This window comes from Pseudomonas knackmussii B13, from assembly GCF_000689415.1.
Lineage (GTDB): Bacteria > Pseudomonadota > Gammaproteobacteria > Pseudomonadales > Pseudomonadaceae > Pseudomonas > Pseudomonas knackmussii.
The window spans coordinates 4,114,679-4,133,694 of record NZ_HG322950.1; the positions used below are offsets into that span (position 1 = coordinate 4,114,679).

A 19,016-nucleotide genomic window follows, 5' to 3' on the forward strand; every position below is an offset into this window, starting at 1 on the left:
AGGAGCGAGCTTGCTCGCGAATGGCGCTTCACCGTTGCGACGGCGTGCAGGCTGATTTCGTTCGCGAGCAAGCTCGCTCCTACAGCAACAGCCCCTGCGGGTCAGACCAACCCGGCGTGCAGGCGCAGGCGCATGCGCTCGCCCTGGGCGAGGATCAACCCTCCCGGGCGGTAGCCGGCGGCGCCGACGCAGAGGAAGCGGTCCGCTTCGCCCGGCTCGACCTGCTCCACCGCGCGGCTGCCCGGGTGCCAGATCACACTGCCGGCGGAGGCGTTCTTGTCGATGCGCAGGCGGCGCTGCCAGCCGGCGTCCTCGATGACCAGGGAACCCGTGTTGTACAGCACCTGCTTGACCGCGCCGCGTGGAGTCCAGGTATTGGGCAGCGGCGAAGCCGGGCGCTGGCCGCCCTCAAGCTCCATGCCGTGGACCACGGCGCGGCGCAGCGAGCCAAGGCGCCAGTACGGCTGCAGGGCGAAGCTGAACAGACAGTCGCTGTCGTCTTCGTGGTAGCTGGAAAGCTCCATCTCCAGCTCGCGGCCCAGGCGGGCATCGAGGCGCACGTGCCAATCCTCGATGTCGAGCTGCCAGCTGACCTGCACCAGGTTTTCGTCGGCATGCGCGTCGAGCAGGCGCCATTCGCGCTGGCGCGCCCAACCGTGCGGCGGCCACTCGGGCTCGCTGGGGTGACTGCCGAACCACGGCCAGCAGACCGGGATCCCGCCGCGAATGGGCGCCGTGCTAAGCGCCGGCCACTGGCTGGAACACCACAACATGGAACGCTCGCCCTGCGGGCGGAAGTGCAGCAATTGCGCACCCTGGCGGCTGAAAACCGCCTGGCACAGCGGGTGATCGATCAGCAGCAGGTCGCGGCGCTGGAAGCGCACCCAGTCGAACGGTCGCTTGGCCCGCATGGAATGAAAGAAGCGCTGCAGCGGATGCTCGAGCATTGTCCGGAGGTCCTGACCCAATCCCTTTCCCCCGACACTCCGGGGCATGACGTCTGTGTAGTTTTACTACGTACGGTGCAAAAAAGGCGCAGATTCTACCCTGAAACCTGGAAAGCATAGAGCCCCCGCGAGCGACCCGGACTTTTTCGGCGTTCGCGGCTCTGGGTCCACGCGCTCGCGGGGACCCAGTGGACAGTCCAGGCTCGCGAGCAAGCTCGCTCCTACGAAGGGCCAAAAGAAAGGCCCGCCCCGTGAACCGCGGGCGGGCCAAGTACTTCAGCACCTCAGGAGAGCATCAGAAGGTCGACTGGATCTTCAGGCCGGCGACCAGCGCGTTGTCCACTTCGTCCACGCCGCCCGGATGCTTGATGTACTGCAGGTTCGGACGCACGGTCAGCCAGTTGGTGACATGCACGCCGTAGTAGAGCTCGGCGTCGTACTCGGTGTCCTGCACGGGCTGGAACAGCGGGTTGTCGTAGTCGCTGACGCCGTTGACCGCGTTCAGCTGCTCCTGCCGCTTGGTCACGTCGTCGTTGATGTGGATGCGCGCGAAGCCCAGGCCGATGTCATCTTTCGGACGACCGTCGAACAGGCCTTTGTAGACCAGGCCGACCTGCTGGTAGTCCTGCACGGTGTTGGTCGCTTCGTCATGCACGGTGAAGTTGGCGAACAGGCTCAGGCCGCGCGAGGCGTCGCCGTTGTGCGCAGTGACCTGCTGCTGCGCCACCACCCACCAGCCGTGCTTGCTGTCGTGGGACTTGAAGGGCTCGCCGGTCAGCGCTTGCGGCTGGCCATTCACGTCCTCGTAGACGTCGTCGGCCTTGGCGGTGCTGTAGTAGTAGCCCAGGCGGTATTCGCCCGGCAGCTGCTGCGGACCGACCTTCGGCGACCACACCACTTCCACCGGCAGGATCGCCCCCTGGGTGCCGCTGCCACTGAGCTTGAAGCCGTTGCCGGTCTCCAGGTACGAGGGGTTCTGCTCGTAGGCGCCGACCTGGACGAACCATTCCGGGTTGATGTTGTACTTCACGCGCATCGCCCACTGGCTGACCGGCCAGTTGTACCAGATGCCGCCGACCCAGTTGCCCACTTGCGAGCCGCAGAAGGCCAGGTTCTGGAAGTCGCAGGGGAAGCTGTTGAAGTCCTCGCCTTCGCCGAAGCGGCCGACCTTCACGTCCAGCGCGCCATCGAAGAACTGCTGCTTGTACCACATCTGGGTGAGGCGCCAGGTCTGGCCACGGCCCCAGACTTCCTGCACCGAGCTGAGCTGGCCGGCGCGCGGGTCGCTGATGCGGTCGTTGGACAGGTTGCGGCCGCTACGCTCGGTCACCGTCAGCTGGAACTCGGCGGCCTGCCAGCCGAGGATCTTCTGCAGATCGAGATGGGTGCCCAGCGCCCACTGGTCGCTGTAGCGCGCGGTCTTGTCGTCGTCGTAGCCGCCGTGCAGGTTGCCGGCCGCCTCGCCAACGTAGTCGAGCTTGAAGTCGTAGCCCTTTTCCAGCAGCTCGGTGCGGGTGCCGCCCCAGTCACCCAGCCCCCACTTCGAATCGGCAGAGAAGGCGTCGTCGGCCTGCGCCAGGCCGGTCATGCCCGCCGCGCCCAGGGCGAGCAGGCAGCCCAGTGCCGGGCGAATCTTGTTGTTCTTATGCATTGCAATCGTCCTCGTTGGTGATGTGCCAGTCAGGCGGTTAATGCTTGTGCCGAGCCAACGGCGTGACCTTGGTCTCGCCGGCGGCCGGCGCCTTGCGCAGGCGTTCGCCGCTCTGCGCGTCGAAGAGCAGCACGCGGGCCGGGTCCAGGCGCAGCTGCAGGGTCGCGCCGAGGGCCGGCGCGGCGTCCGGCGCCAGGCGGCAGCAGACCTTGGTGCCGTTGACGGTGACGAAGGCCAGGGTGTCCGGCCCGGTGGGCTCCAGTACTTCGACTTCCGCGCGCAGGTCGGTCGGGCCATTGGTGCCGGGCTCGACCACGCCGATCTGCTCCGGGCGTACGCCGAGGATCAGTTCGCGCCCCTCGCCCACTTCCGCATCCAGCGGCAGTTCGCAGCGGTCCTGGCCACTGTCCAGCAGGCCGACCAATTGCCCGCCCTGGCGCTGCACGCGCAGCGGGATGAAGTTCATCGGCGGCGAACCGATGAAGCTGGCGACGAAGAGATTCGCCGGGTCGTTGTAGATCTGCTGGGGCGTGCCGAACTGCTGGACGATGCCGTCCTTCATCACCGCCACCTTGTCGCCCAGGGTCATGGCCTCGATCTGGTCGTGGGTGACGTAGACCGTGGTGGTCTTCAGGCGCTGGTGCATCAGCTTGATCTCGGTGCGCATCTCCACGCGCAGCTTGGCGTCGAGGTTCGACAGCGGTTCGTCGAACAGGTAGATCTTCGGCCGCCGCGCCAGCGCCCGGCCCATGGCCACGCGCTGCTGCTGGCCGCCGGAGAGCTGCGAGGGCTTGCGCTCGAGCAGGTGCTCGATCTGCAGCAGCTTGGATACCCGCGCCACCTCCTCGTCGATGGCCGCCTGCGGCATCTTGCGGATCTTCAGGCCGAAGGCGATGTTCTCGCGCACGCTCATGGTCGGGTACAGCGCGTAGGACTGGAACACCATGGCGATGTCGCGGTCCTTCGGGCTCATGCCGCTGATGTCCTGGCCATCGACCAGGATGGCGCCGCCGGTGACGCTCTCCAGGCCCGCGATGCAGTTCATCAGGGTGGATTTGCCGCAGCCGGAGGGGCCGACCAGGATCAGGAATTCGCCGGAGTCGATCGACAGGTCGATGGACTTCAGGGTGTCCGCCAGGCCACTGCCGTAGGACTTGTGCAGGTTGCGCAGTTCGAGTGTTGCCATCTTCGATTACCCCTTTACCGCGCCGGCAGTCAGCCCGCGCACGAAGTACTTGCCGGCCAGTACGTAGACCACCAGCGTGGGCAGCGCGGCGATCATCGCCGCGGCCATGTCGACGTTGTATTCCTTGACCCCGGTGCTGATGTTCACCAGGTTGTTCAGCGCCACCGTGATCGGCTGCGCGTCGCCACTGGCGAACACCACGCCGAACAGGAAGTCGTTCCAGATCTGGGTGAATTGCCAGATCAGGCAGACCATCACGATGGGCGTGGACATCGGCATCAGGATGCGCGTGAAGATGGTGAAGAAGCCGGCGCCGTCGAGGCGCGCGGCCTTCACCAGGGCATCCGGGATGGTCACGAAGTAGTTGCGGAAGAACAGCGTGGTGAAGGCCAGGCCGTAGATGCAGTGGACGATCACCAGGCCGGCGGTGGTGTTGGCCAGGCCGAGCTTGCCGAGGGTGAAGGACATCGGCAGGAGGATCACCTGGAACGGCAGGAAGCAGCCGAACAGCAGCGCGCCGAAGAACAGCTGCGAGCCGCGGAAGCGCCACATCGACAGCACGTAGCCGTTCATGGCGCCGATGAAGGTGGAGATCAGCACGCCGGGTACCGTGATCTTCACCGAGTTCCAGAAGAAGTCGCCCACCGCACCCCAGGCCTTGACCCAGCCGATCACGGTGAACACGTCCGGCAGCGCCAGCAGGTTGCTGTTGCGGATGTCCTCGGGGGTCTTGAAGCTGGTCAGCAGCATGACCAGCAGCGGGATCACGTACAGCGCCACCGCGCCCCACAGGGTGGCGTGAACGGCCAGGCGATTGAGGCTGAAGGCAGGCTTGAGGGTCGCTTCACGCATGGCGCTTGCCTCGCAGTTCGGAATACAGGTACGGCACGACGATGGCGAGCACGGCGCCGAGCATGAGCATCGCGCTGGCCGCGCCCAGGCCCATCTGGCCGCGGGTGAAGGTGTGGGCGTACATGAACATCGCCGGTAGGTCCGAGGAGTAGCCGGGGCCGCCGGCGGTCATCGCGGCGACCAGGTCGAAAGCCTTGATGGCGATGTGCGCGAGGATCATCAGCGCGCTGAAGAACACCGGGCGCAGGCTCGGCAGGATGATCCGCAGGTAGATGGTCGGCAGGCTCGCCCCATCCACCTGGGCGGCACGCACGATGGACGGATCGACCCCGCGCAGGCCGGCGAGGAACAACGCCATGACGAAGCCGGAGGCCTGCCACACGGCGGCGATCACCAGGCAGTAGACGACGCGGTCGGGGTTCACCAGCCAGTCGAAGCGAAAGCCGGTCCAGCCCCAGTCGCGCAGCAGCTTGTCCAGCCCGAGGCCGGGGTTGAGCAGCCATTTCCAGGCGGTGCCGGTGACGATCATCGACAGCGCCATCGGGTACAGGTAGACGGTGCGGATGAAGCCTTCGCGGCGGATGCGCTGGTCGAGCAGCACGGCCAGGAACACTCCGATCAGCAGGCAGACGAGGATGAACAGGCCGCCGAACAGCAGCAGGTTCTTGCTCGCCACCCACCAGCGGTCGTTGTCCCACAGGCGCTGGTACTGGCTCAAGCCAGCCCAGGAATAGCTGGGCATGAAGCGCGAGTTGGTGAACGACAGCAGCAGCGTCCAGCCGATGTAGCCGTACACGCAGACCAGCACCACGAGCATGCTCGGGGCCAGCACCAGTTTCGGCAGCCAGCGTTGCAGGCCGTCGAGCAGCGACGCACGTGCCGGCGCCGCGGGGGTATAGGTCGGAGTCTGGGTCGCCATGGGGTTTCTCACGTGCGAGGGAAGCCAGCCGGGCCATGGCGATGGCCCGGAACGGTCGTCGGGGGAATCAGGCGGCGCCGCGCGGAGGGCGCCGCTCGCGGCTTACTGCGCCGCTGCCTCGATTGCCGCGTAGAGCTGCTGGGCAGCCTTCTGCGGGTCCGCGGAGGGGTCGTTGAAGAAGTTGGTCACCACATCGAAGATGGCGCCCTGCACGTAGCTGGAGGCCGCCATGCTGTGGGCCATGCTCGGCACCAGGTTGCCGGCCGCCGAGGCCGCCTTGAAGTCCTTCATCGACTGCTGGGCGCAGGCGTCGAAGGGCGACATGTCGGCGTCGAGGCGAACCGGGATGGAGCCCTTGGCGAGGTTGAAGTCCTTCTGGAACGCCGGGTCGAGCACCGCGCGGGCCAGGTCTTCCTGGGCCTTGCGGTTGTCCGCGTTGCTCAGCTTGAACATCACTAGGGAGTCGATGTTGTAGTCGAAGTCCTTCTGCGTGCCGGGGAACGGCAGGCACTGGTAGTCCTTGCCGGCGACCTTGTTGGCCGCGGTGAACTCGCTCTTGGCCCAGTCGCCCATGATCTGCATGCCGGCCTTGCCGTTGATGACCATGCTGGTGGCGACGTTCCATTCGCGGCCGGCGGCGTCGGCGTCGACATAGCCGCGCAGCTTCTTCAGCGCGGTGAATACCTCGACCATCTGCGGCCCGGTGAGGGTCGCCTTGTCCTGCTCGACGAAGGCCTTGCGGTAGCCTTCCGGGCCCATCTTGCTGAGCACCAGGTTCTCGAACAGGGTGCCGTCCTGCCACGGCTGGCTACCGTGGGCCAGGGCGACGAAGCCGGCGGCCTTGAGCTTGTCGGCGGCGGCGAAGAACTCGTCGAGGGTGGTCGGCGGGGTAGCGCCGGCCTTCTTGAACACTTCCGGGTTGATGTACAGCCAGTTGACGCGGTGCACGTTGACCGGCACGGCGACGTAGTCGCCCTTGTACTTCATGACCTCGGCGACCTGCTTGGGCAGCAGTTGGTCCCACTTGCCCTCGGCGGCGACCTGGTTGAGGTCGGCGAGCAGGCCGAGCTGGCCCCACTCCTGGATGTCCGGCCCCTTGATCTGCGCGGCGGCCGGCGGATTGCCGGAAACGGCGCGGGTCTTCAGCACGGTCATGGCGGCCTCGCCACCGCCACCGGCGACAGCGAAGTCCTTCCACGTGTGGCCCTTGGCCTGGACGAGTTTCTTCAGGGTTTCGGCGGCGCGCGCTTCACCGGGGGAAGTCCACCAGTGCAGGACTTCGACTTCGCCGGCGTGGGCCTGCAGGGAGAGGCAGAACGAGGACAGACAGACAGCAACGGAAAGGCGACGGAGCGCATTCATGGAGGAGGACCTGTTCTTGTTATTCGGGGCAAGTCTTCGCTTGCGGTGTTCCGAGTCTATCCAAGGCATTTCCTTCTCCGGGTAACGAAGCGATCTTCGATTGTCACGAGGTGGTGACATGCACGATCTCCTGCAGACAAGAACGCGCAAGGCTACCAGTACGGGGATATCCCCTGCAGAACCCTAGCACCGCCACAGGCGCTTGATGACGATCGGGACCGCCTGGTTCGCCGCTGCGCCAGGCACGTGGCAACTTGAGCTCGCGTGTAGCGGAATTCCAGATCGTCCGTCCTTGCCTGGCCGAGCACCTGACCGACCGCCAGGAGACGCCGGACCCCAGCGACGAATGAGCACCGTCGCCGTCATCGACTCCTTTGCAGCAATGACCGCAACTGCGCCAGGCTGCGCGTGTTGAGGACGTCGCCACGCTCGAGCCAGCCGCGCCGGGCCTGGCCGACGCCATAGTCGAGCAGGGCGAAGTCGAACACCCGATGCGCGTCCGAGGCGATGCTGACCAGCACGCCCTCCTCCTTGGCGAGCCGGCAGTAGTGCTCATCCAGGTCCAGGCGCTGGGGTTGCGCGTTCAGCTCCAGGAAGCAGCCGCGCTGCCGCGCATGGCGGATCACCGCGCGCATGTCCACGGCAAAGGCGTCGCGCTCCAACAGCAGGCGTCCGGTCGGGTGCGCCAGCACGGTGAACCAGGGCGAGTCCATCGCCCGCAGGATGCGTCGGGTATGCTGCGCAGCGGACAGCCGGAAATAGCCATGCACGGCGCCCACCACGATATCGAGGCGCTCCAGCAGGCTGTCGGGGAGGTCCAGGCTGCCGTCGGCGAGGATGTCCACCTCGCACCCCTTGAGCAGGGTCAGGCCGTCCAGTTCCTCGTTGACCCGGTCGATCTCGTCCAGCTGCCGCGCCAGCCGCTCCGCATCCATACCGTGGGCGATATTCAGATGCTGCGAGTGATCGGTGATGGCCAGGTACTCCCAGCCCAGGCGCTGCGCCGCCAGCGCCATGTCACGGAGGCTGTTGCTGCCGTCGCTGTCGCGTGTGTGGCAATGCAGGTCGCCGCGCAGGTCGCGCAGTTCCACCAGATGCGGCAGCGCACCGCGTTCGGCGGCGTCGATCTCGCCGCTGTCCTCCCGCAGCTCGGGGACGATCCAGGGCAGGCCGAGCGCACGGTAGACGCCCTCCTCGGTTTCCCCGGCGAGCCGCTCGTCGCCGCGAAACAGGCCGTACTCGTTGAGCTTGCAGCCGCGCTCGCGGGCACGTCGGCGCAGGGCTATGCCGTGGGCCTTGCTGCCGGTGAAGTACTGCAGCGCCGCGCCGAAGCTTTGCCGCCCGACGATGCGAAAATCCACCTGCAGGCCGCTGTCCAGGCGCACGCTGCTGCGTGTTTCCCCGGATGCCATGACTTCGCTGATCGGCGGGTAGTCCAGCACCGTCGCCATGACACGCGAGGCATCTTCGGCACACAGGACGATATCCAGGTCGCCGATGGTATCCCGCCGTCGGCGCAGGCTGCCGGCGACCTGGGCATCCGTCACGCCCTCGAGCCCGCGGACGAACCGCAGCAAGGGCTCGGCCTGGGCGCGAGCGTCCGGTTGCAGGTGCCGGCGCTCGCTGGCGCTCCTGGCCTTCAGGGCCGTGGCGAGCTGCGTCAGCAGGCGCGGCCCGAAACCGTGCAGGCGCGCCAGGCGGCCATTGCCCAGGGCAGCCTGGAGGTCCTGCAACGAATCGATGCCCAGCTCCTGATGCAGCAGGCGCACCCGCTTCGGCCCGATGGACGGCAGGTGCAGCAGCTCGGTCTGCCCGGCCGGCACCTCGCCATGCAGGCGCTCGAGCAGCGGGCAGGTGCCGGTGCGGCTGATGACCTGGATCTTCTCGGCCAGGTCTTCGCCGATGCCGGGCAGCTTCGGCAAGGGCTCGCCGGCGAGTACGAGTGCGGCGAGCGACGACTCCGCGCCGCGCACGCTGCGCGCCGCATTTCGATAGGCGCGAATGCGGAACGGGTTGGCCACCTCCAGCTCCAGCAGGTCGGCGATTTCCTCGAACACTCGGGCGATGCGCTCGTTATCCACCGCCGGCAGGCCGGCGCTTGCGCGCGGAGAGCCAGGCATGGCGGCTGGCCTACAGATCGTCCTCGGCGCGCTCGTGTTCCTCGCGCAGGTTCTGGTAGCCGACCAGCCGCGAGAGGTCGCGCAGGTTGTCGGCAAGGACACCCAGCAGGTCGTCGGCCGAGACGATCCCCACCAGCAGTCCCTGGGCGTCAACCACCGGCATGCGGCGGACGCCGAATTCGCGCATGCGGCCGATGACGTCGAAGAGGTCTTCGCTGTCCTTCGCGGTGATCAGGTTGCGCAGCTGGATGTCGCCAACCGGGATGCGTTCCGGCTCGGTCTCGTCGTTGGCGACTATCTCCAGAACGATGTCGCGGTCGGTGACTATGCCCACCGGGCGATAACGGTCGTGCTCGATCTGTTCGGCGAGCACCAGGTCGCCGACGTGGTAGTCCCTCATCAGTTGGGCAGCGGTGAGGATGGATTCGGTGGGTGCCGCGATGACGACGTCGCGGTTGCAGTATTCGCCGATGGCCATGATTCGTCTCCTGTTCAGGAAAGCGGGGATCGCTCGCCTTGCACGATGGGCGCGACGGATGGCAGCCATTTTGATCTTGATCAGCCCGTGCCCCCGATCACCCGGCGGGCCGGAAAAAGCGGACGAACGGAGCGCTCACCCTACTCCACCGCCAGCCGCGGCAGTCGCAGGGTTACCCGCAAACCGCCCTCGCGGCGGTTCTGCAGGCTCACCTCACCGCCGTGGGTGTGCGCGATGTTGCGTGCGATACCCAGGCCCAAGCCATAACCCTGCCCTTTCTGGGACAGGCGCACGCGTGGCTCGAAGACCTGCTCCAGGCGCTGTTCGGGCACGCCCGGGCCGTTGTCGTCGACGTGCAGGACCAGGGCTTCGGCGCTGTCGTCGACATGCACGCAGGCGCGTTCGCCGTACTTCAGCGCGTTGTCCAGCAGGTTGCCTATGCAGCGCTTGAGCGCCAGCGGTTTGCCGGGATAGGACTCGCGCGCCGAGCCGAGCAGTTCGACGCGGCCGTCCGCCAGATACGGACCGGTGATGTGCTGCAGCAGCTGGTTGATGTCCACCGGCTCGATGTTCTCGTGGATGTCGGTGTCCTTCACGCATTGCAGCGCACCCTTGACCAGCAGCTCCAGCTCGTCGAGGTCCTGGCTGAACTTGTCGCGCTGCTGGTCGTCGTCCAGCAGCTCGACGCGCAGGCGCAGGCGCGTGATCGGCGTGCGCAGGTCGTGGGAGATGGCGCTGAACAGCTGGCCACGCTCGCTCAGGTAGCGGTCGATGCTCTCGCGCATGGTGTTGAAGGCGCGACTCACCTCGACCAGTTCCCGCGCGCCGGCCTCTTCCAGCGGCTGCGCCGGACTGCCCAGGGCAAGGTCGCGGGCGGCGCGGGCCAGGCGTTTGAGCGGGCGGCTCTGCTGGTGCACCAGCAGGCCGGCGAACAGCAGCAGCAACAGGCTGGTGATGACGATGGAAAGCAGCTGCTGCGGTTGCAGCGTCTCCGGTTCGAGGCTGACGTAGGGCGCCGGCATCAGGCTGGCGATGTACAGCCACTCCTTCTCGCCAATGCGGATCTGCGTCACCAGCACCGGTGGCTTCACCGGCTCCAGGGTCAGCGCGTAGTGCGCCCAGGAACGCGGCAGCTCATCGAGCTTCAGCTCGCTGTTGAACAGGCGCAGGTCATCCGGGGCGACGAACTCGACCTCCTGCTCCACGTCTTTACCCAGCTTCTGGCGGAACACCTCGCGAACGATGTCGAGCACCGCCTGCTTGTTCGGCGTGTCCGGCAGCGCCTGCATTTGCAGCGGGCGTTCGTTGAGCGAGACGAAGAAGCGCGTGCCGCCCATGCTGCGAAGCTGGTCGAGCACCAGCGGGCGGTAACCCAGCGGCAACGAACGGAAGTAACTGACGCTCGCGGCCATCGAATAAGCCAGGCTGCGCGAGCTGGTGAGCAGGCCGTCGCGCTGGCTGGAGCGCAGGTGGGAAATCCAGAACAGGCTCGACAGCCCCTGGGCGACGAGGATCGCCAGCAGGGTCAGCAGCAGCATGCGCCCGAGCAGCGAGCGCGGGATCGGCGACCAGCGCCGCCGCTCAGCCATGGCTGACGAGGTGCGGGCGAACGTGCGCCGCCAGCAGGTAGCCGCTGCCGCGCACGGTCTGGATCAGCCGCGCCGGCTTGCCGGTGTCGCGCAGGCGCTGGCGCAGGCGGCTGACCGCCATGTCGACGATGCGCTCCAGCGGCATCACCTCGCGGCCACGGGTGGCGTTGGCGATGGTGTCGCGGTCGAGAATCTGCCGCGGGTGGTCGAGGAAAAGCTTGAGCAGGGCGAAGTCGGCGCCGCTGAGGAAGCATTCCTCGCCGTCTTCGTGGAACAGCCGGTGGCTCACCGTGTCCAGGCGCCAGTCATCGAACGCCAGCACCTCGCCGCCGCGCACCTGGGTGAATTGCGCGCGGCGCAGCAGGGCCTTGATCCGCGCCAGCAACTCGCGCGGGCTGAACGGCTTGCCGAGGTAGTCGTCGGCACCCAGTTCCAGGCCGATCACCCGGTCGGCCTCGTCGGAGCTGGCAGTCAGCATCATCACCGGCATGCAGGCCAGGCGCTGGTGAGAGCGAATCCAGCGGCAGAGGCTGAAGCCGTCTTCGTCGGGCAGCATCACATCGAGGATCGCCAGGGCCGATTCCTCGGCCAGCAGCGCGGCGCGGAAGGCAGCGCCGTCGGCGACGGCGCGCACCTGGAAGCCGGCGCGGCTCAGGTAGGCTTCCAGCAGTTCGCGGATTTCCTGGTCGTCGTCCACCAGCAGGATGGACTTGGCGGCTTGGCTCACGTTCGGTCCTTTCTTGTTGTTATTCGCCGTGCGGCATTCAAGCCTCGGCCAGCAACGCCTGCTCCAGGGCTACACCGGCACCGAACAGGCCCGGATGCTTGGCGGTCATCACCCAGACCGGCACCTGGCTCAGGTACGGGCCGCTAGTCTTGCCGCGCGTGCAGAAGGCTTCGGCGAAACCACTGCGCTGGAAACGTTCGAGGAAGCGCGGAACGATGCCGCCGGTGATGTACACGCCGCCCAGGGCGCCGACGGTCATTACGGCGTTGCCGGCGACCCGCGCCAGCCACAGGAAGAAGTGTTCCAGCACAGCATCGCAGTATTCGTCGCCGGCCAGCGCGCGCTCACCGATCTGCGCCGCACTCAGCGCCAGCGGCTCGATGCCGTCGACCTGGCAGCTCAGGCGGTAGAGGTTCTCCAGGCCGCTGCCGGAGAGCACGCGCTCGGCGGAAACGTGGCCGTACTTCTCGCGCAGCAGTTGCCAGATGGCGAAGTCGCGCTCGCCGGTCACCGGCAGGTCGACATGGCCGCCCTCGCAGGGCAGGACTTCCCAGCCGCCGCCGGGCAACGGCATCAGGCTGCCGACACCCAGGCCGGTTCCAGGGCCGATGATCAGCTTGGCGCGGCCTTCGAGGGCAGTGCCCTCACGTACCTGCACCAGCTCTTCGCCGGCGAGCCGCGAAGCGGCCCAGGCCATGGTGCTGAAGTCGTTGACCAGCAGCAGGTGGCTCAGGCCGAGCTCGGCGCGGAAGGCCGCGCGGTCGATCACCCAATGGTTGTTGGTGAAGCGGAAGTCGCCGTCGCCAACCGGCCCGGCGCAGGCCAGGCAGACGTTCTCGACGGCACTGAGCGGCTGGCCGACACGGTGCAGGTATTCGCGCACGGCGTCTTCCGGACGCGGGTAGTCGGCGCAGGCCAGGACTTCGACGGACTCCAGGCGCGCTTCACGCCAGAGGGCGAAGCGGGCGTTGGTCCCGCCGATGTCGCCCGCCCCCCGGACGCTGGTCGGCTCTTGGAGCATGTTGTTGGAATTCATTGCGTGCTCGGGCAGCTGAAAGGTTTGAGCGGTGAACAACAGGCGAATCGTCCGCCAAGCGTCCTGCTACCGCAAGGCATTCAGCTCGGCGGTGAAGGCGCAGGCGCCCTCCTCTGCCGAGCTGAAGGACTGCCGCATGAAGGCGAACAGCTCGCGACCCATGCCACTGCCATCGTCCTGCGGCAGAGGCGCCAGCGGACGCGCCTGCCATTCAGCCTCATCGACCAGCACACGCAGCTCGCCGGTGGTGCCGTCTACCCGCACGACATCGCCATCGCGCAGACGCGCCAGCGGACCGCCGGCACTCGCTTCGGGCGACACGTGGATAGCCGCCGGCACCTTGCCGGAGGCGCCGGACATGCGCCCGTCGGTGACCAGCGCCACCTTGAAGCCGCGGTCCTGGAGCACGCCGAGGAAAGGCGTCAGCTTGTGCAGCTCGGGCATGCCGTTGAAGCGCGGGCCCTGGAAGCGCACCACGGCGACCAGGTCGCGCTCCAGCTCACCGGCCTTGAAGGCGGCGGCCAGGCTGGCCTGGTCGTGGAAGATGCGCACCGGCGCCTCGACCACCTGGTGCTCGCGGGCCACCGCGGAAACTTTCATCACGCCACGCCCGAGGTTGCCTTCCATCAGGCGCAGGCCGCCTTCCTTGGAGAAGGGGCGGTCGATCGGACGCAGCACGTCTTCGTCGAGGCTCTTGGTCGGGCCTTCGCGCCAGACCAGCTTGCCGCCGTCGAGGAAGGGCTCCTGCACATAACGGCGCAGGCCATGGCCGGCAACGGTATGAACGTCTTCGTGGAGCAGTCCGCCGTCGAGCAGCTGGCGGATCAGGAAGGACATGCCGCCCGCCGCCTGGAAGTGGTTGATGTCGGCCTGGCCGTTGGGGTAGATGCGCGCCAGCAGCGGCACTACTTCGGAGAGTTCGGCCATGTCCTGCCAGGTCAGCTGGACGCCGGCGGCCTGGGCGATGGCCAGCAGGTGCAACGTATGGTTGGTCGAGCCGCCGGTGGCCAGCAACGCCACCACCGAGTTGACGATGGCGCGCTCGTCGATGATCTCGGCCATGGGCACGTAGCTGCCGTTCTGCGGCGTCAGGCGACTGGCCTGGCGAGCGGCCTCGCGGGTCAGCTCGTCGCGCAGCGGGGTATTCGGGTTGACGAAGGAGGCACCCGGCAGGTGCAGGCCCATCACCTCGACCAGCAGCTGGTTGGTGTTGGCGGTGCCATAGAAGGTGCAGGTGCCCGGCGCGTGGTAGGAGGCCATCTCCGAGGCCAGCAGCTCCTCGCGGGTGGCCTTGCCCTCGGCGTACAGCTGGCGCACCGCGGCCTTTTCCTTGTTGGAGATGCCGGTGGGCATCGGCCCGGCCGGGACGAACACCACCGGCAGGTGGCCGAAGCGCAGCGCGCCGATCAACAGGCCGGGGACGATCTTGTCGCACACGCCCAGGCAGAGCGCGGCGTCGAACATGTTGTGCGACAGGGCGATGGCGGTGCCCATGGCGATCACGTCGCGGCTGGCCAGGGACAGTTCCATGCCCGGCTCGCCCTGGGTCACGCCGTCGCACATGGCCGGCACGCCGCCGGCGAACTGGCCGACCGAGCCGATCTCGCGCAGGGCCTCCTTGATCAGCGCCGGGAAGACTTCCAGCGGCTGGTGCGCGGAAAGCATGTCGTTGTAGGCGGAGACGATGCCGACGTTGGCCTGGTTCATCAGGCGCAGCGCCTGCTTGTCACTTTCGCCGCAGGCGGCCACGCCGTGGGCGAGGTTGCCGCAAGGCAGCGTGCCGCGGTGCGGGCCCTTGCTGGCAGCGGCCTGGACCATGGCGAAATAGCGCTGGCGGGTGGCGGCGCTGCGTTCCTGGATGCGGCGGGTGACTTCGAGCACACGGGGGTGCATGGCAGCATTCTCCTGGAGACTAACGATTGTTGTTTTTACAACATAATCATCGTTGAAAGGATGTTTACTTTTGAATCGAGAAAAAATTTAATGGTTTTTACCACAAAAACAACAGTGAGACGACCTCATGACCCTCCGCCTGGCGATCAACGGATTCGGCCGCATCGGCCGCAACGTACTCCGTGCCCTGTACACCTCCGACTACCGCCAACACCTCGAAGTGGTGGCGATCAACGACCTCGGCGACGCCGCCATCAACGCCCACCTGCTGCAGTACGACAGCGTCCACGGACGCTTTCCCGGCCAGGTCGAGCACGACGACAACAGCCTCACGGTGAATGGCGACCGCATCGCCGTCAGCGCCCTGCGCGATCCGGCGCAACTGCCCTGGAAAGGCCTCGACGTGGATATCGTCCTCGAATGCAGCGGGCATTTCACCAGCCGCGACAAGGCCGCAGCGCATCTGCAGGCCGGCGCGCGCAAGGTGATCGTCTCGGCGCCCGGCAAGGGTGTCGATGCCACCGTGGTCTACGGGGTCAATCACGAGCTGCTGCGCGCCTCCCACCAGATCATCTCCAACGCTTCCTGCACCACCAACTGCCTGGCGCCGGTGGCCCAGGTGCTGCACCGCGAACTGGGCATCGAACACGGCCTGATGACCACCATCCACGCCTACACCAATGACCAGAACCTCTCCGACGTCTACCACGAGGACATCTACCGCGCGCGCTCGGCGACCCAGTCGATGATCCCCACCCGCACCGGCGCCGCCGAGGCGGTGGGCCTGGTGCTGCCGGAGCTGGCCGGCAAGCTGACCGGCCTTGCCGTGCGCGTGCCGCTGATCAACGTCTCGCTGGTCGACCTCACGGTGCAGGTCGGCCGCGACTGCAGCGTCGAGGAGATCAACCAGCTGTTCAGGATAGCCAGCCAGGGCTCGCCCATCCTCGGCTACAACACCAAACCGCTGGTCTCGGTGGACTTCAACCACGACCCGCGCTCGGCGATCTTCGACGCCAACCACACCCGGGTCGCCGGCCGCCTGGTCAAGGTGATGGCCTGGTATGACAACGAGTGGGGCTTCTCCAACCGCATGCTCGACAACGCCCTGGCACTGTCGCGCGCGCCGGCCTGAGGCGCCTCAGAGGAAGAACTCCACCTCGCCGCCGTTGAGGTGGTAGAGCGAGCCGACCAACTTGATCCGCCCTTCTCGCTCCAGCCCGGCCAGCAGCGGGCTGGACTGGCGGATGTGATCGACGGTGAGCTGCACGTGGGTACGCGCCACCGCATCGACGAACGCAGGGTTCTTTGCAGTGCGCGCGCCCTCGTAGCGGGTCGCGTCCACCGCCGGGCGAATCTTCTCCAGCAACCCGGTCAGGTGGCCCAGTTGCGCTCCGTCAATGGCGCCCTTGATGGCGCCGCAGGCGGTATGCCCCATCACCAGGACCAGCTTGGCCCCGGCCACCGCACAGGCGAATTCGAGGCTGCCCAGCAGATCGTCATTGGCGACATTGCCGGCCACGCGGGCATTGAAGGTGTCGGCGATGCCGACGTCGAAGAGGATTTCCGCCGGCGCCCGTGAATCGATGCAACTGAGGATCGCCGCAGCCGGGTACTGGCCTTCGCGACTCGCGCGCTTCTGCGCCAGGTAGTCGTGCTGCTGCATGCGCCCGCTGCGGAAGCGCTGGTTGCCGGCCTTCAGCCGCTCGATGACCTGCTCGGGCGTCAGTCCATCACGTTCGGCACGGCCCAATGCCGCGGCCTGGACCTGGGCCGGCGCGCCGAGCCAGGTGCCGGCACCGATCAGTCCGAGAGCAGCCAGGCCGGCACCGGCCTTGAGCAGCGAGCGGCGTTGCGGATCGGGTTCGGCGTGCAGCGAACAGCAGGGTTTGGCGTCCAAGAAAACCTCCGGAGGCGGTCGGAAAATGGGGCGCGATGTTTAGCACACGCCCTGCCGCCTGCTGGGGCAACACCAGGATTCAGGATGTTTCCCACGCGGGAATGAGCCCATTCCCACAAGAGAAACCGAAGATCGAAGGAATTGTCGTCAGACGACAACGCGATCAGGAGTCGCGGCGCAGGTCCGGCGGGATCGGCACGTCCGGCATCGGCCCCGGGCGCTTGCCCTTGCCGGCGCGGAACTGCTTGAGCTGGTAGACGTAGGCCAGCACCTGGGCCACCGCCAGGTAGAGGCCGGCGGGGATTTCCTGGTCCAGCTCGGTGGAGTAGTAGACCGCCCGCGCCAGCGCCGGCGACTCCAGCACCGTGACCTTGTGCTCCTGGGCCACCTCGCGGATTTTCAGGGCCAGGAAATCGTTGCCCTTGGCCAGCAGCTTGGGCGCACCACCGGCAGCGGCGTCGTATTTCAGCGCCACGGCGAAGTGCGTCGGGTTGGTGATGACCACGTCGGCCTCGGGCACCGCCTGCATCATCCGTCGCTGCGCCATCTCGCGCTGCAGGCGGCGGACCTTGGCCTTGACCTCCGGCTTGCCCTCGGAGTCCTTGTACTCGTCGCGGATTTCCTGCTTGGTCATCAGCAGCTTCTGGCGGTTGTCCCAGAGCTGGTAAGGCACGTCCACCGCGGCGATCAGCAGCAGGCTGCAGGCCATCCAGAAGGCGCTCCAGCCGACCACCTTGACGCTCTGCACGATGGCCACTTCCAGCGGCTGGTGGAGCAAGGCGAGCAACGCGTCCTTGTCCGACTGCAGCACCAGGACCGCCACCGTCAGCACCACGATGAACTTCACCAGCGCCTTGAACAACTCGAGCACCGACTTGGCGGAGAACATCCGCTTGATCCCTTCCAGCGGGTTCATCCGGCTGAACTTGGGCGCCAGCGCCTCGCCGGAGAACAGCCAGCCGCCGAGGGCGATGGGGCCGATGATCGACGCCAGCAGCAACACGACCAGAATCGGCCAGAGCCCCTCCCCGGCCGTGCGCACGGCCGCACCGACCAGCTGCAGCATGCTGTCGCTGTTCATCACCGTCTCGCGCGGCAGGTCGAAGCTGCCGCGCATGATGCGCATCAGGTCGCCGGCCAGGCCCGCGCCATAGACCATAAGCGCGCCCGCACCGGCGATCAGCACGGCCAGCGTATTGAGCTCCTTGGAGCGCGGCAGCTGGCCTTTCTCTCTGGCCTCTCGTCGACGTTTCTCTGTGGGTTCTTCCGTCTTGTCCTGACCGCTCTCGCTTTCCGCCATCAGCGCACCCCCGCCAATTCACGGAGCAATTGCAGGCCCTCGCGGGCGAGGTCCTGGTATTGTGAGAGGATCTCGGCCGTGCCGATCCAGACGATGACGAAGCCCATCACCAGGGTCAGCGGGAAGCCGATGGAGAAGATGTTCAGTTGCGGCGCGGCGCGGGTCATGGCGCCGAACGCGAGGTTGATCACCAGCAGCGCGGTGACCGCCGGCAGGGCGATCAGCAGGCCGGCGCCGAGCACCCAGCCGAGCTTGCCGGCGACCGTGTACAGGTGGTCGGCGCTCAGCGCCTGGCCCACCGGCAGGGTGACGAAGCTCTCGGCGATCACCTCGAAGACCACCAGGTGGCCGTTCATGGCGAGGAACAGCAGGGTCACCAGCATGCTGAAGAACTGCCCCATCACCGGCACCGAGATGCCGTTGACCGGGTCCATGGTCGAGGCGAAGCCCAGGCCCATCTGCATCGACAGCAGCTGCCCGGCGACCACGAAGGCATGGAACATCAGCTGCAGGACGAAGCCGAGCATCACGCCGATGACGATCTGTTCGGCCACCAGCACCATTGCCTTCAGGCTCAGCGCATCGACCTGCGGCATCGGCGGCAGGTTCGGCGCCAGCACCACGCAGATGGCCAGCGCCAGGTACATGCGGATGCGCGCCGGGACCATGTGCGTGCTGAAGATCGGCATGCTCATCAGCAGCGCGCCGATGCGGAACAGCGGCAGCATGAAGCTGGACACCCAGCTGCCGATCTGCGCGTTGCTCAGCTCGAACATCAGCCGATCAGCGTCGGGATGCTGGTGATCAGGTTCTGGGTGAACTCCATGAGCTGCCGCAGCAGCCAGGGGCCCAGGACGATCAGGGTGAGCAGCGAGACGAGCAGGCGCGGCAGGAAGCTCAGGGTCTGTTCGTTGATCTGCGTGGCGGCCTGGAACATGGCCACCACCAGGCCGACCAGCAGGCTCGGCACCACCAGCACCGCGACCAGCATGGCGGTCAGCCAGAGCGCCTGGCGGAACAGGTCGACGGCAACTTCCGGAGTCATGGCGGCCCTCCTAT

Annotated in this window: 17 protein-coding genes; 1 reads left to right on the forward strand and 16 read right to left on the reverse strand. The window is 66.9% G+C overall.

The features are described from left to right. Positions 1–101: 101 nt before the first annotated feature. From PKB_RS19340 to edd, 12 genes are all read right to left on the reverse strand, one after another. Complete coding sequence (locus tag PKB_RS19340; protein ID WP_043253608.1) at positions 102–947, reverse strand: D-hexose-6-phosphate mutarotase; 846 nt, start codon at positions 945–947, stop codon at positions 102–104. A gap of 295 nt (positions 948–1,242) precedes the next feature. After that, a complete protein-coding gene (locus PKB_RS19345) occupies positions 1,243–2,598 on the reverse strand; it encodes a carbohydrate porin (RefSeq protein ID WP_043253611.1) in 1,356 nt (451 codons plus the stop codon). Between the two features lie 37 nt (positions 2,599–2,635). Beyond that, a complete protein-coding gene (locus PKB_RS19350) occupies positions 2,636–3,784 on the reverse strand; it encodes an ABC transporter ATP-binding protein (protein WP_043253613.1) in 1,149 nt (382 codons plus the stop codon). A 6-nt stretch (positions 3,785–3,790) separates the two neighbouring features. Then, on the reverse strand, positions 3,791–4,636 hold the full coding sequence (locus tag PKB_RS19355; protein ID WP_043253615.1) for a carbohydrate ABC transporter permease: 846 nt from the start codon (positions 4,634–4,636) through the stop codon (positions 3,791–3,793). Then, the gene (locus PKB_RS19360; RefSeq protein ID WP_043253617.1) at positions 4,629–5,555 is read right to left on the reverse strand and encodes a carbohydrate ABC transporter permease; all 927 of its coding nucleotides are present in this window, start codon (positions 5,553–5,555) and stop codon (positions 4,629–4,631) included. Before PKB_RS19360 ends, PKB_RS19355 begins: the two co-directional genes overlap by 8 nt. Positions 5,556–5,657: 102 nt before the next feature. Next, positions 5,658–6,917 (reverse strand): ABC transporter substrate-binding protein, encoded by a 1,260-nt coding sequence (locus tag PKB_RS19365; RefSeq protein ID WP_043253618.1) that lies wholly within the window; start codon positions 6,915–6,917, stop codon positions 5,658–5,660. 362 nt (positions 6,918–7,279) lie between these two features. After that, complete coding sequence (gene polX, locus PKB_RS19370; protein WP_197539231.1) at positions 7,280–9,037, reverse strand: DNA polymerase/3'-5' exonuclease PolX; 1,758 nt, start codon at positions 9,035–9,037, stop codon at positions 7,280–7,282. Positions 9,038–9,047: 10 nt separating this feature from the next. Beyond that, entirely contained in the window at positions 9,048–9,515 is a 468-nt protein-coding gene (locus tag PKB_RS19375) for a CBS domain-containing protein (protein ID WP_043253619.1), read from the reverse strand. A 140-nt stretch (positions 9,516–9,655) separates the two neighbouring features. Next, complete coding sequence (locus tag PKB_RS19380) at positions 9,656–11,077, reverse strand: ATP-binding protein (protein ID WP_156958141.1); 1,422 nt, start codon at positions 11,075–11,077, stop codon at positions 9,656–9,658. Positions 11,078–11,096: 19 nt separating this feature from the next. Further along, entirely contained in the window at positions 11,097–11,831 is a 735-nt protein-coding gene (locus tag PKB_RS19385; protein WP_043253623.1) for a response regulator, read from the reverse strand. Positions 11,832–11,868: 37 nt separating this feature from the next. Then, complete coding sequence (locus tag PKB_RS19390) at positions 11,869–12,852, reverse strand: glucokinase (protein WP_156958142.1); 984 nt, start codon at positions 12,850–12,852, stop codon at positions 11,869–11,871. Between the two features lie 81 nt (positions 12,853–12,933). Next, positions 12,934–14,760 (reverse strand): phosphogluconate dehydratase, encoded by a 1,827-nt coding sequence (edd, locus tag PKB_RS19395; protein ID WP_043253627.1) that lies wholly within the window; start codon positions 14,758–14,760, stop codon positions 12,934–12,936. Between the two features lie 127 nt (positions 14,761–14,887). Between edd and gap the strand changes: the two genes are divergently transcribed. Then, positions 14,888–15,892, forward strand: coding sequence for a type I glyceraldehyde-3-phosphate dehydrogenase (gap, locus tag PKB_RS19400; protein ID WP_043253629.1), 1,005 nt, complete (start codon positions 14,888–14,890; stop codon positions 15,890–15,892). A gap of 6 nt (positions 15,893–15,898) precedes the next feature. On the opposite strand, the gene PKB_RS19405 is transcribed toward gap, so the two are convergent. The 4 genes from PKB_RS19405 to fliQ all read right to left on the reverse strand — a co-directional run bounded on the left by PKB_RS19405 (position 15,899) and on the right by fliQ (position 19,002). Beyond that, the gene (locus PKB_RS19405) at positions 15,899–16,657 is read right to left on the reverse strand and encodes a carbonic anhydrase family protein (RefSeq protein ID WP_043253631.1); all 759 of its coding nucleotides are present in this window, start codon (positions 16,655–16,657) and stop codon (positions 15,899–15,901) included. 163 nt (positions 16,658–16,820) lie between these two features. Further along, entirely contained in the window at positions 16,821–17,957 is a 1,137-nt protein-coding gene (gene flhB / locus PKB_RS19410) for a flagellar biosynthesis protein FlhB (RefSeq protein ID WP_043253633.1), read from the reverse strand. Beyond that, positions 17,957–18,733, reverse strand: coding sequence for a flagellar biosynthetic protein FliR (fliR, locus tag PKB_RS19415; protein WP_043253635.1), 777 nt, complete (start codon positions 18,731–18,733; stop codon positions 17,957–17,959). The genes flhB and fliR overlap by 1 nt, the downstream gene beginning before the upstream one ends. Continuing rightward, on the reverse strand, positions 18,733–19,002 hold the full coding sequence (fliQ, locus tag PKB_RS19420) for a flagellar biosynthesis protein FliQ (RefSeq protein WP_043253637.1): 270 nt from the start codon (positions 19,000–19,002) through the stop codon (positions 18,733–18,735). Before fliQ ends, fliR begins: the two co-directional genes overlap by 1 nt. Between the last annotated feature and the right edge of the window lie 14 nt (positions 19,003–19,016).

Excerpts from the sequence above, each read along its gene's own strand:
- PKB_RS19340 (WP_043253608.1), bottom strand. The coding sequence starts at position 947 with ATGCTCGAGCATCCGCTGCAGCGCTTCTTTCATTCCATGCGGGCCAAG.
- fliQ (WP_043253637.1), bottom strand. The coding sequence starts at position 19,002 with ATGACTCCGGAAGTTGCCGTCGACCTGTTCCGCCAGGCGCTCTGGCTG.
- PKB_RS19365 (WP_043253618.1), bottom strand. The coding sequence starts at position 6,917 with ATGAATGCGCTCCGTCGCCTTTCCGTTGCTGTCTGTCTGTCCTCGTTC.
- PKB_RS19375 (WP_043253619.1), bottom strand. The coding sequence starts at position 9,515 with ATGGCCATCGGCGAATACTGCAACCGCGACGTCGTCATCGCGGCACCC.
- edd (WP_043253627.1), bottom strand. The coding sequence starts at position 14,760 with ATGCACCCCCGTGTGCTCGAAGTCACCCGCCGCATCCAGGAACGCAGC.
- PKB_RS19350 (WP_043253613.1), bottom strand. The coding sequence starts at position 3,784 with ATGGCAACACTCGAACTGCGCAACCTGCACAAGTCCTACGGCAGTGGC.
- flhB (WP_043253633.1), bottom strand. The coding sequence starts at position 17,957 with ATGGCGGAAAGCGAGAGCGGTCAGGACAAGACGGAAGAACCCACAGAG.
- polX (WP_197539231.1), bottom strand. The coding sequence starts at position 9,037 with ATGCCTGGCTCTCCGCGCGCAAGCGCCGGCCTGCCGGCGGTGGATAAC.
- PKB_RS19355 (WP_043253615.1), bottom strand. The coding sequence starts at position 4,636 with ATGCGTGAAGCGACCCTCAAGCCTGCCTTCAGCCTCAATCGCCTGGCC.
- PKB_RS19345 (WP_043253611.1), bottom strand. The coding sequence starts at position 2,598 with ATGCATAAGAACAACAAGATTCGCCCGGCACTGGGCTGCCTGCTCGCC.
- fliR (WP_043253635.1), bottom strand. The coding sequence starts at position 18,733 with ATGTTCGAGCTGAGCAACGCGCAGATCGGCAGCTGGGTGTCCAGCTTC.
- PKB_RS19360 (WP_043253617.1), bottom strand. The coding sequence starts at position 5,555 with ATGGCGACCCAGACTCCGACCTATACCCCCGCGGCGCCGGCACGTGCG.
- PKB_RS19390 (WP_156958142.1), bottom strand. The coding sequence starts at position 12,852 with ATGCTCCAAGAGCCGACCAGCGTCCGGGGGGCGGGCGACATCGGCGGG.
- gap (WP_043253629.1), top strand. The coding sequence starts at position 14,888 with ATGACCCTCCGCCTGGCGATCAACGGATTCGGCCGCATCGGCCGCAAC.